Annotated in this window: 8 protein-coding genes and 1 riboswitch; of the genes, 6 read left to right on the forward strand and 2 right to left on the reverse strand. The window is 37.8% G+C overall.

Annotation, left to right across the window (positions count from 1 at the left end):
- Positions 1-31: 31 nt before the first annotated feature.
- Together BLR86_RS12395 and BLR86_RS12400 are read left to right on the forward strand one after the other, a co-directional pair.
- Positions 32-5,779 (forward strand): Ig-like domain repeat protein, encoded by a 5,748-nt coding sequence (locus BLR86_RS12395; RefSeq protein ID WP_090761837.1) that lies wholly within the window; start codon positions 32-34, stop codon positions 5,777-5,779.
- Between the two features lie 5 nt (positions 5,780-5,784).
- A complete protein-coding gene (locus BLR86_RS12400) occupies positions 5,785-6,048 on the forward strand; it encodes a hypothetical protein (RefSeq protein WP_090761839.1) in 264 nt (87 codons plus the stop codon).
- A gap of 584 nt (positions 6,049-6,632) precedes the next feature.
- On the opposite strand, the gene BLR86_RS12410 is transcribed toward BLR86_RS12400, so the two are convergent.
- Together BLR86_RS12410 and BLR86_RS12415 are read right to left on the reverse strand one after the other, a co-directional pair.
- Entirely contained in the window at positions 6,633-6,863 is a 231-nt protein-coding gene (locus tag BLR86_RS12410) for a hypothetical protein (RefSeq protein WP_090761841.1), read from the reverse strand.
- 265 nt (positions 6,864-7,128) lie between these two features.
- Positions 7,129-8,052, reverse strand: a complete 924-nt coding sequence (locus BLR86_RS12415; protein ID WP_090761843.1) for an LCP family glycopolymer transferase — start codon at positions 8,050-8,052, stop codon at positions 7,129-7,131.
- 255 nt (positions 8,053-8,307) lie between these two features.
- Here BLR86_RS12415 and BLR86_RS26430 point away from each other — a divergent pair, with 255 nt between their 5' ends.
- The 4 genes from BLR86_RS26430 (at position 8,308) to BLR86_RS26075 (ending at position 11,373) form a co-directional block, all read left to right on the forward strand.
- Positions 8,308-8,466 carry a hypothetical protein gene (locus BLR86_RS26430; RefSeq protein WP_217642382.1) on the forward strand — a complete coding sequence of 53 codons (159 nt, stop codon included), beginning with the start codon at positions 8,308-8,310 and terminating at the stop codon, positions 8,464-8,466.
- 1 nt (position 8,467) lies between these two features.
- Positions 8,468-8,553: riboswitch (cyclic di-GMP riboswitch) on the reverse strand.
- A 564-nt stretch (positions 8,554-9,117) separates the two neighbouring features.
- The gene (locus BLR86_RS12420; RefSeq protein WP_090761844.1) at positions 9,118-10,224 is read left to right on the forward strand and encodes a hypothetical protein; all 1,107 of its coding nucleotides are present in this window, start codon (positions 9,118-9,120) and stop codon (positions 10,222-10,224) included.
- Positions 10,211-10,969 (forward strand): hypothetical protein, encoded by a 759-nt coding sequence (locus BLR86_RS12425; RefSeq protein WP_090761846.1) that lies wholly within the window; start codon positions 10,211-10,213, stop codon positions 10,967-10,969. Before BLR86_RS12420 ends, BLR86_RS12425 begins: the two co-directional genes overlap by 14 nt.
- Before the next feature lie 236 nt (positions 10,970-11,205).
- Positions 11,206-11,373 (forward strand): hypothetical protein, encoded by a 168-nt coding sequence (locus BLR86_RS26075; protein WP_175492873.1) that lies wholly within the window; start codon positions 11,206-11,208, stop codon positions 11,371-11,373.
- Positions 11,374-11,720: the final 347 nt, after the last annotated feature.

Below are 11,720 nucleotides of genomic sequence, written 5' to 3' on the forward strand. Positions count from 1 at the left end.
TGATTTTCATTCATTAAGGAGAGAGAAACAAATGCATACAAGGAAGAAATCAAAGGGCAGCCGCATTTTGGCGATGGTACTTGCCATCTTGCTCGTAACCTATAATATACCAGTGGGAACAAACCTACCGGTATATGCAGAAAATGGGGAAGATACGCTTGAGATCACAGAAGGAGTGCCCCCCATTACGGATGACTTGACTGCTGATGATCCAGAACTTGAGCCAACCCCAGAACCTGAACCGGTTAACTATAATGTAACAGTTGAATCTACAGGCACCGGAACTGGTAAAGTTGAAGTCGACGGTACAGAATATACTTCAAGTCCTGTTCCTGTTTTAGAAGGTACAGAAGTTGAAGTAATCATCACTCCAGACACGAATTCTGAAATTAAGTCTGTAAAGATTGGTGATAAGGATCTAGTAGAGGTTTCAAATGAAGAAAAGCATGGTTATACGACAAAGATACCAGCAATTTCAGGAGATACAACCATTGCAGTTGAATTTGTAACCAAATCCTATTTTATTACGTTTACGACTAATGAGTTTGGAACAGTTGATACTTATACTTCAAATGGTGGAGAAGTAAAAGTAACGCATGGTGACAAGGCTAAGTTTACAGCTATTCCAGAAGCTGATTATCATGTTGATAGTATTAAAATTAAAAACGCAAAAGAAGAAGAGTATGTAGAAGTAGACATTCCAGAAGATGTGAAGGAAAGCACACAAAACTTTTCCTATACTATTGAAAAGGTTAAGAAAAATATGGAGGTTACAGTAACATTTGCGATCAATACGCATGAAGTGACTACCTCTGTAATTAGTGAAATAGATGAAAATGGTGAATATGTTGAATATGGTACGATTACATCCGTAGATTCTGAAATTGACCATGGCAGTCAAGCTGCTATAACAATAACACCTGATGAATCTTATCGAGTAAAAGAGATATTTGTGAATCATATAAGTAAAGATCTTGAATCCGTAAACTTTATTGACAATGATGATGGGACGTATACTTACACCTTAAAAGACATTAAGGATGATACACCCGTTGAAGTTTCATTTGAACCGATCCCAATCTCCGATGAACCATGGGGAAATTATATGGAGATTATACCAACGACTGGATCATTAATTGAAAAAGTAGCTACGGATGGAAATGAAATAAAAAATTTGTATATTTTTTCAAAAGATGCAAAATTTGATTTAAAACCAGTGAAGCCATTTGACCGGTTGAAATTTGACAAAGGATGGGCATCCGAGTATTTAAACATTAATGATTCTATTATGATGAAAAGTCTTAGTGTTAAAATAAAGAAACCCCTCTATTCAAAAAATGAACAATCGATTAAATTACCTGGAAATTTATATCTTGTATTTGATAAACAAAAGCCTGAAGTAGAGGAGTCAATCCTACTAACAGGTAATGATAAAGTAAAAGTTGGAGATTCGCTTTGGTTTAGTGGGGCTGTTACTGTCTCTGGTAGTATCAATAATGTGGAAGAGAAAATTGGCAAAAATGGTGTACGCTATTCCACTCCGATTGATAAGGTCTACTATAGTGAAGGTGAATACTCTCTAGAAAATCGCAAAGAAGCAACATTTGACTCTGACACCAATCAATTTACATTCCAAACTGAGGATAAAAGTTATCAAGGCATTTACAGTATTTGGAGTGTGGATAAAGCCGGTAATGAATCGAATGTAAAGAAAGTAAACATTAATATCGATAAAGTTGCTCCTGAACTTGATGGTGGAAAAACAGCAGTTACGTTAGCTCCAAAAAATAATGGGTTCCTTGCGAGTGTCATAAACTTCCTTTCTTTTGGGACTTTCTTTAATAAGGAAGTTGAAGTGACCGTTATGGGTAAAGACGATGCTTCAGGAGTTAAAGGGATTACATTAAAGTCTACGGATGAAAAAAATGTCCCTGAAAGAGTAGAGGGCAGCTTTGAAAAAGGAAAGTTGACTGCCAAAGAAAAATTCACTCTTAAAGATGGCCATATTGGAACACTAACTGTAGTAGTGACAGATTATGTTAACAATGAAAATCAAGTGAAAATCACAAATGAATATTCAAATATGGTTGCAGAAAATGGAAAAATCATGATTGAGAGTATTAATCCTGATACATCCCTACGCGTGAAATATGATAAAGAAACGGTAACACACTATGTCGATGACTCTGGAAATGATATTTATAGTGATGATGTAACGTTTGATTTATTAGCGGGCGATCTACAATCAGGTGTAAATTCTGTTACCATTAAATCGAACGATGATAAGATCTACAAAAATGATCTATATTCTGATAAGGAAACTCCTGAGGTTGCTTATACTTTGACAACAGTTGATTTAAACAACGCTGGAATAAGTATTGAAGAAGATGGTTCTTACAAGGTTTCTGCTGATGTTAAGGATAATGCAGGTAATCGTACTGTAGCAGAAAAAACGATTTATATCGATACGAAAAAGCCAGAACTAATTCCTGGCAAAGAAGCGGTAACCTTTGAGCCTAGGTATGATAGTGGAATTGCAAAAGCGATCAATTTCCTTAGCTTTGGTACATTCTTTAATGAAAAAATTGAAATCACCGTAAATGTTCAGGATGACATTGCTGGAATTAAAGATCTATATATTAATGCGAAACCATCCAATGGACAGGAAGTTAAAAAGTTAGAAGCAGACATTACAAGAAATGGCTTGAATGCCAATGCAACATTTACTCTTGACGTTGAAAGTTTTAAAGGCACTTTTGATGTAGTCGTGACAGACAATGTGAACAATCATGACACCTACCCGGTAAATGAAGGCAATTCAAATATCAAAGCAGAGGGCAATGACGAATTAATGATTGAGAAAACAGCTCCTACTGCAGATATTCAGATTGCACACGGTGAAGATGTAAGATCATATGTGGACAAACAAACGGGTAACGCTTTTTACAGCAATGATGTAACTTTTAAAGTGAATGTTCAAGATACAGAATCTGACATTGTATCGGGTATTAAAAATGCTAAAGTTCAGGTGAACTTATTCGAAAAAGGATATCATTATGACCATGAGCTAGTACCAAGTACGTCTCTTGATTCTGTTCCTAGCGCTGATGTAGAAATTAACGATGATGGGTCATACGATATTTCAGTAGAGGTAAGTGATAATGCTGGTAATCTACTGGATATTCCTGAGAACAAATTAGAAAGAACGATTTTTATCGATAAAAAGCTCCCAGAAATCACCAAGTTCACTTTTAAAGCAGAAGGTGAAAATGCTGTGGAACTGTCTGGTCCGAAAAATTCTGTTGAGCTAACAGAATATGGATTCTTTTTCAAGAAGCCAACGCAAGTTACGGTAAATGCAGAAGATAAAACCGAAACGGGCAAGGCAGCGAGTGGTGTTAAATCAATAACCGTTTATTTACAAGATTACGAGAATGGAAAATACTATGCATTACAACCAAATGGTTCTTTATCTGAAATAGAGAAAACGGCTATTGGAAGTATTGCAGCTATTTCAACTGATAGTGAAGTTACCTTCAGAGTTCCAGCATCATTTAAAGGTCAAATTTTTGCTAAAGCAACAGACCAAGTTGCTAATACTAGTGAGTTTGTAACACCAAATGGTGCAGTCATTGAAGATGCTAAGAAACACGAAGAAACATCTGCAATCAAGATTGACCCAGTTGAAAAAACAACTTTTAAAGACAATGAAAATAAAGATCTTTATAACAAAAATGTTGATGTAAAGGTAACCGTTACAGATACGTATTCAGGTCTTGCAGAAGTGGAATGGTCTGTTGTTGCTCCTTATGATACGACGAATAATCAACAGGGAATCGTCCAAGTCAAAAAGGATGGAAATCTTGCTACTGACACAGATACTGCAGGCTGGAATATAACAAAGACAGAAGAGAACCTCGTCAATGAAATGACCAAAATGATTACTGTCAATCATGATAGTAATGCAATTGTTGTCAAAGTGAAAATAACTGACCGAGCAGGAAACACTTCGGAAAAGTTTATTGATTTTAGCATCGATAAGACAGCTCCTACAGTGGAGGTTACGTATGATAACAACACAGCGGATGCGCAAAACCCTGATTTCTTCAAGGAGGACCGCACAGCGACCATTGTTATTACGGAGCGTAACTTTAAAGCAAAAGATGTAGTACATGCGATTACGAATACCGATGGTGTTATTCCAGAATTAGTAGGTTGGACAACCAGAGCAAATTCAGGGGACCCAAACAAAACCACTCATACTGCAACGGTGAAATACAGTGCAGATGGAGATTACACCTTTGATATTACGTACAAAGATAATGCAGGCAATGGGGCTGCACCTATCGCCCAGCATAAATTTACACTTGATAAAACGGTTCCTGTTATTAACGTAGCGTATAATAACAATTCAGCAGCTAACGGTAATTATTTTAAAGCTGCTAGAACAGCGACGATTTCTATTACAGAGCATAACTTTGAAACAAGTCGTATTCAGGTGACAGGCACCGCAACAGATGGTGGTAGACCAGTAGCATTCCCGAATACAAGTGGATGGTCTACAAGAGGTGATGTTCACACCGCTACCATCCAATATTCTGCAGATGCGACGTATCGTTTTGATATAGCGTATACGGATATGGCCGGTAATGTGGCTGCTGATTATTCCGTGGATGAATTCATCATTGACCAAACCATGCCTGAGCTTAGCATCACGGGCGTAGCAGACAAGTCTGCTAATAATGGCGATGTTGCCCCAGTTATCTCTTATTCAGATACGAATTTCAATAAGAGTGCCGTTTCGATTAGCTTGAAAGGTTGGAATAAGGGCAACGTGACATTGGCTGGAAGCTCTGCAGAGGCTGCAAACGGTCAAGTCTATACGTTTAATAACTTTGAAAAAACGAAGGAAAATGACGATCTTTATACCTTAACAGCAACACTTACTGACTTTGCTGGAAATGTATCAACCCAAACGATCATGTTCTCTGTGAACCGTTTTGGTTCTGTTTATACCTTTGATGAAACCTTAAAAGCGATTGATGGTAAGTATATTAAGGATGAACAAGACGTTATCTTGACAGAAACAAATGTCGACAGCTTGAAGAAAGATACCATTAAGGTGAAGATGACGAAAAATGGAACACCTCATGATTTGGTTGAAGGAACAGATTACACTGTAATGGAAACAGGTGGTGAGGGTACTTGGAGTCAGTACAAGTATGTGGTGAAAAAAGGCTTATTCTCTGCAGATGGTAAATACACCGTTGCTATTTACTCAGAGGATGTAGCTGGTAATATTAATGAAACCATCGATGAAGTGAAAAAAGCTGAGGTTGCATTCGGGATCGACAAGACCGCTCCTGTGATTGTACCAATCGATCTAGAAAATGGTCACCAGTATCCAGTTGAAACGAAAACCGTATCGGTATCCATCAAGGACAATCTTGTTCTTAAGGGTGCTACCATTTATTTGAATGGTAAAATCGTTACCCACAAGGCAGATGGAGAGAACTTTACATTTGCTATCCCAAGCTCTAACGAGTTGCAGAATGTAAAGATTACTGCAGTTGATGCAGCAGGTAATGAACTTTCTAAAGAAGTGAAAGAATTGCTTGTATCTACGAACCCGATCGTCCGCTGGTACAACAACAAGCCATTGTTTGCGGGATCTATTGGAGGAATTGGTGGACTAGGTATTGCCATTGCTGCATTGGTCATGTTCCGTAAACAAAAGAAAAACAACATAGAAACTGATAATGAAGTAGTTGGAGGTTAACACAGATGTTTGGAGATTTTACCCTATGGAATTGGCTTACCATTGCGAGCTTAGTTGTTAACCTTATTACGATGATATTGGTGATTGTTTCTTTAACGAAATCCGGTAAGAAAAGTTCAATTCAAGTGGAGCAGCAGGCTTCCGCACAAGTAGCTGCTTCAAGACAAACGAAGCCAGCAGGAGTTTCAGGAGTGGTGTTCTGTAGAAACTGCGGGAAACAATATGATTCAAGTCATAGTACATGCCCAAGCTGCCAAGCACCAAGATAACAAGAGTAACTTTCAAGTATGAAAAAAAGCGCAGACCTTTTAACGGGTCTGCGTTTTTGAGTGGAATCTTTATAGAAAGTTTCTGGGATCAGACCGCCATAACTCGATGGCCTATTATCAATCTCGTTTTTCATATTTAACTTTTTGAATTTCTTTATATCTATTAATATCATTTCTAGTTTTCAATTCAGTTGAAGTGAATGATCTCCTAGAAGATTTACCAGATTGGAAGTCATTCCAAACTTTATACACGTAGTAAATAACAAAGCATCCAAGGATTATAAATAAAATTCCCATTTTTAAAACACCTCTTATCTTTTTATTGTAAAGACAATATGTTAGTCTTGCGGAAAATATGCCATAGACGACCATGGGGACGGTTCGATGACGATGAAAAAAGTCCATTTAATGAGAAAAAGAAGCTAACAATCTACATTATGTAGATTGTTAGCTTCTTAATATTGTCTGCATATAGATAAAAATCTTCGAGGCTTTAAAAAATGTCACTTTTTTAGTGGTTTCGGACGGTTCTGCTAGCTCTGTACTTGATGTTAAGACCATGAGAGCCGAACCGTCCCCATGGTCTAGTTTTCTTTCCATTCTTTTCTCAATACTTTTCTTGACTGCAGGATAGCATATTCATCGTCGAAGCTTGTAGCAAACCCCACGATACTCCCATCTTGGTCCTGCCGGTAGGAGGAGAAGGCTTCAAAAAGGCCACTTTCTAATCTAAACACGTCCGTCCTTATTGTCCCGCCTACTCGATCTCTGCTTTTTACCTGATAAAAGCTTTCGGAAATCTGGCGTTTCTCCATTCAAAGCACTCCCTTTCTCTTCATATATAATAGACATGGTTTGATTGATTTTCAAAAGGCGAAAATGTTAATTTGAAACACAAAAAGCCGTCAAAATGTGTTTTTGAGCATTAAAATAGGCTATTTTTTATACCCATTAGCACGAAAAAGCAATTTTGATACTTTTTTAAAAATAATTAAAACAACCAACCATGGAGTACATGTAAGATGGTGCCAGGCACCGACCAGCTACTGAAAAACCACTGTGAGTCCCACAGTGGTTTTTCTAATTTATTTCTAATTGCCCTTTCAACTCGTTTTGGATGCGTTGTTGTTCTTCGGCGGAGACAATTCCATAGTAAATTCCATCCATTGTTGTTCCTTGGGACTTGATTTCCATTTGCTGAATGGTATTGCTAGCATTCTTATAATTTTTTTGGATATCCAACATTTGCTCGAATGAAAGATTTGTTTTTACATTATTCCCTAGGGCTGAGAATATATTTGAGAAGTTAGTCAGACTAGATAGACTTGCCCCTTCCTTAATCACCGCTTGAATAATTTGCCGCTGCCTCATTTGGCGGCCAAAGTCACCTCTTGGGTCCTCATACCTCATTCTAGCGTAGTTCAATGCTTCATCGCCGTTTAACTTGATTTCTCCAATCGGATATTTGAAATCTCCTACAGAAAAATCTAAATCATTTTGGACCGTTACACCGCCAACGGCATCGACAAGGTCCTTGAAGCCCTCCATATTTATTTGCATGTAGTAATCTATCGGAATATTAAGGAAATTCTCGACAGTATCCATCGCCATTGGCACGCCACCAAAGGCATATGCATGGTTTATTTTATCTTCTTTATCTTTACCTATTATTTCCGTTCGTGTGTCTCGTGGGATGCTGAGCATTTTCACCGAATTATTGTTTGGATTGACCGCCAAAACGATTATCGTATCAGAACGCCCGCGGTCACCTTCTCGTTCATCGACACCTAACATTAACACGGAAAATGGATCCTTTTGTTCTAATACTACTGGTTTCTGACGCTTTTCTGATTGTTCACGCTTGAGAGGTTCATGCATTTGTTCAACAGCTGTGGTTAATGAGTTATAGAAAGTGAACCCATAGATAACAGCGGAAACGAGCACTACTAATAAGGCGATTCCTGTGATTTTTGGCCACTTTCGTTTCTTTTTTTTAGATCGCATACTATCTCCCTCCAATACACTACCTTACCATTTAGAATAGCAGATAAATAGGAAAAAAAATACAGTAAAGAAGGTGAAATTTTGAGTTTGTAATTGGGAATAGTTGCATATAGCGGGAGATAGTTGCGTATGGAGAAAAATACTGGCGTATGGCTTTATATATTAAAAAAAGCCATTAGGAAAATAATAACGGCCTCTCCCTATTGAATACAGGGAAATGGCCGCAGCTGGTGTTCTATTTTACCGAATAATCTAATGATGTGGATAGTAGTGCATGAACTTTTTTTAAATAGATTTGCTGCTTCTGCCACATCTGATGCATTTGCTCGTGTAATAACTATATTTGTGTCGTCTGCGAAAGAAACAAAGAATGGATTTAAGATTCAAACAGAACAGCTCCCCTTGAAAAATTAAATCTGGCAGTCCAGCCATCATCGTTGGTTTAACATTAGATCTGTGACTTTGCGTCGCTATTTTTCAATAGGTTTGCCTTTATCTGATTGATTATTATTGTAATTTTAATATTATCATTATTTTGAATAACACGAAAGTGTATTCAGTGGTAATAACTCTCGACAATTCTCGCACTTCCTTTTTGGAAATATCCATGCTGCTAATGGATTCTTCCTCAAACTAATCAAACAATTGATTGAACCCATTTTTGACATTGCCAGTCTATAATTGTAATAATCTAGCCTTTGATAATCGTTTTTGAAACTGATTCTTAAGAAACTGTTCTTTCCTCGACAAATAATTTTCATGAAAACAACGAAAAGTTCGTTTTTAAAAAGGAGTTACGGCTGCTTCAATCAAACGTTTGATTAAATAGGATACTGTCGAAGTTTGCCCAGAATTATAGTAAAATGGAAATATATAGTTTTAGAGTGACAGAAATGCTGAATGCAAGTTTGTGAGGTGTTTTTGAAAAAATGGAAGAGCGAGTCAGCGTGCAGCATGAGTGGAAGCGGTCAGCTATGCGCTACGACCAAAATTTAATGAAACTTCAGTTCAAAGCAAACAGTATTTTAAAGACGAATAAATAGTTAATAAAAGAGGTTATGATGCATGATTGCCGATTTGCTTACGAGGCTTGAGGAAGAAAAGGACCAGTGGATTTATGAAGCGATTGACCATTTCAATGAGGAAACTGTACGGGATGGTGGTCAAAAGTATGAGAAGGGTCAGGTGCTGATTGGTGTTTATAGACCGACCCAAGTAGGAATAACGCCTGAAAACCAGATTATGCAGATTAGAAACATCGAGTATAGCATTAGCAAGCAGAAGAACCTCGACCTTGAACGGATGAGAAACGAGATTAAAATGATTGAAGAAAGCAAGGATGAAGATCAGCGGGTCTACGTGAGTTTGGAATCGACGGTTCACTATTTACAAGAGGAACTTGAGTTTTATGAGGCTGAAGGTAGGGTCTTGGATGAGATTCAGTTAGAGAAATACAGGTGCCTGTTAGGTGAGCATTTTGAATTTGATAAAAAAGATCAGGTTGTTTTCAAGGAACGGAAGATTTCGAAGCTGCTGCAAAGCTTCCAAATGGTAGAGATGGCAATGTTTGATTTTTACCAAAAGCAGTTATCCCATACTTGGCTTCTGTTGACGCGCAGCATGCAGAATATTTCTTCTACGGCAAGGTTTGATTTTAACACAGATCCAACGCTTGTCGGTCTTTCGTTGAAACATGGCCGGGGTATCGATCAATACTTAAAGCCTGGAAATTTTGAAGAGGATTATCGGATTGTCCTGGATACGTTGGAGCGGAATAACGATATCACTTATGACTATTATGTCAGCCAAATCAATCAGTTTAAGAGCAATGGTAAAAAAGATATCATGCAGCTATTGACGCTAAAGAACGAGCACAAGCGGTTAGCGGATGAAAACTTGCTAGAAGAGCGGGAAAAGCAACAACAAAAGGAAGTACGGAGGATTGAACTTCAGGATAAATTGGAACGGGCGAAGCGGGAATGGGAACAGGATTTGCTACGGCCTAAGCTGTTGGATGATATATTAAAAGCAGAGTTTGTGAAGGCCTTATCGAGTTGGCAGGAGAAATTGTTCGCTGATGATGCTTCTGATGTGGAACGATGGGCCTATCATCAGTACTGCCAAATTATTTTAAAACAAGCAGAAAGGATCATTGGAAATGACTACTTCTAATACGACAATCGATGAGAAATATAATAAAGCCATTCAATCATTAAAAAAAATTAATAACGATCTTTTCTATGATGACCTAAAGAAGATGATCAAAGAGCGGGAAGAAACACTAGCGGAATTAAATGAAGAAGTATATGAATCTATTGATAAAATGAAGGAATCATTGAAACACTTTCCCGTGCAAGTCAGTGAGCAGCTAAAGGAAGAGGTTATTGACCCACAGTCACAAGTTTTTGATCGCGGAATGGAACGGTTCGATGAGACCATAGCCTGTTTAGAAAAGAAAATCTCTTTCTGGCATCAGGAGTATCAAGATTATCTGCTTAAGACAGAAAAACTGTTAGCGGAAGTAAAAGGTTTGGAGCTGGATGACCAGGAGTTTATTGTAGGGGAAGCAGAAAGGGTGCTGACAGCGATTAGACTTCTTCAAGAACAGTTGACGGAAGCCTTGAGTGAGCAGGCTGCTACCTTGAATGTGAAATATGAAGCTGTGAGCGATCGGTTAGGTGTGCTTTTACAAGAGGTTAGTGTGGTTGAAGAGAGTCACAAGGCAGAATTTGCACAGTTTAATCAGCAAATTGTGCATGATCAAAAAGAATTGCAGGCTAAGTGGGAAGAAAAATGGAAGCTTAGCATTGAGAGTGGTGCCAAGAGAGAAGAGCTATTTAAAAAATGGCTCATCGGGTTAGCTGTAGGACAGGGAGTTTCGATTGGATTGATGGTTTTGTTTCTTGTAATGAAGTGAAATATCAGTGCCTAGTCACTCCCCGAGTGAGACTTAGAAAAGTTTTCGCACTTGGATATTTATCGACGATAAAGCTAAATCAGCCTTAAAGAAAAAAATAGCGAGTCGTGGGAATTCATAATTCATTCTAAAGACTTTTAAGAAGAGTCGGAATTTACAAATTATAGAAGCATTAAGTATAATAGGGGATGATTACTAGGATTCAGATTTAGATCAGATTATGGAAGGTAGCGAAGATGAGTATAATAAAGGATTTTTTGCTGCAACTAACGGTTACGATATTACCTATATTTATTTACTATACATTTATTTCAGAGAGCCGTTCTTTCAAAGGAAAAATAGAAGTGATCAGTGAAAAGGATAAGGGGACAGAATTTATTATTCTCCTGCCCCTGATAGCCTAAAGTTAGAGAACAGATGCCAAATCATTAATAAGTAACTTTCTATGCAGAACATGTATATTGGTTTTGGTTGGCAGTCATTTTGACAGCCATTTTTTTAAAAGATAAGAAAGTATAATTTTTTGAACTTAGGTTACTGTCCAGCTCCAGCACCCTAGCGGCTAGTGTCCTTCGCTCTCCGCCCTTCGATAAGTCAACATCGAATCGCCTCCGGCTCTTCGTGTTTCCTTTATCTTGGTTGGAGCGCTCCAGGCCATACGCCGCTGACCAGGGTGCTTGCGCTTTTCTTATGATAAAAATCACAATAAAATAAGATTATTGGGAAGATGTGATTACGCATCTTCCTTATT

The organism is Bacillus sp. OK048, from assembly GCF_900103525.1.
In the GTDB taxonomy this organism is placed as follows: Bacteria; Bacillota; Bacilli; order Bacillales; family Cytobacillaceae; genus Neobacillus.

What these genes read in the sequence shown, in the direction of transcription:
- BLR86_RS12395 (WP_090761837.1), top strand. Translation starts at nt 32, where the DNA reads ATGCATACAAGGAAGAAATCAAAGGGCAGCCGCATTTTGGCGATGGTA.
- BLR86_RS12400 (WP_090761839.1), top strand. Translation starts at nt 5,785, where the DNA reads ATGTTTGGAGATTTTACCCTATGGAATTGGCTTACCATTGCGAGCTTA.
- BLR86_RS12410 (WP_090761841.1), bottom strand. Translation starts at nt 6,863, where the DNA reads ATGGAGAAACGCCAGATTTCCGAAAGCTTTTATCAGGTAAAAAGCAGA.
- BLR86_RS12415 (WP_090761843.1), bottom strand. Translation starts at nt 8,052, where the DNA reads ATGCGATCTAAAAAAAAGAAACGAAAGTGGCCAAAAATCACAGGAATC.
- BLR86_RS26430 (WP_217642382.1), top strand. Translation starts at nt 8,308, where the DNA reads ATGATGTGGATAGTAGTGCATGAACTTTTTTTAAATAGATTTGCTGCT.
- BLR86_RS12420 (WP_090761844.1), top strand. Translation starts at nt 9,118, where the DNA reads ATGATTGCCGATTTGCTTACGAGGCTTGAGGAAGAAAAGGACCAGTGG.
- BLR86_RS12425 (WP_090761846.1), top strand. Translation starts at nt 10,211, where the DNA reads ATGACTACTTCTAATACGACAATCGATGAGAAATATAATAAAGCCATT.
- BLR86_RS26075 (WP_175492873.1), top strand. Translation starts at nt 11,206, where the DNA reads ATGAGTATAATAAAGGATTTTTTGCTGCAACTAACGGTTACGATATTA.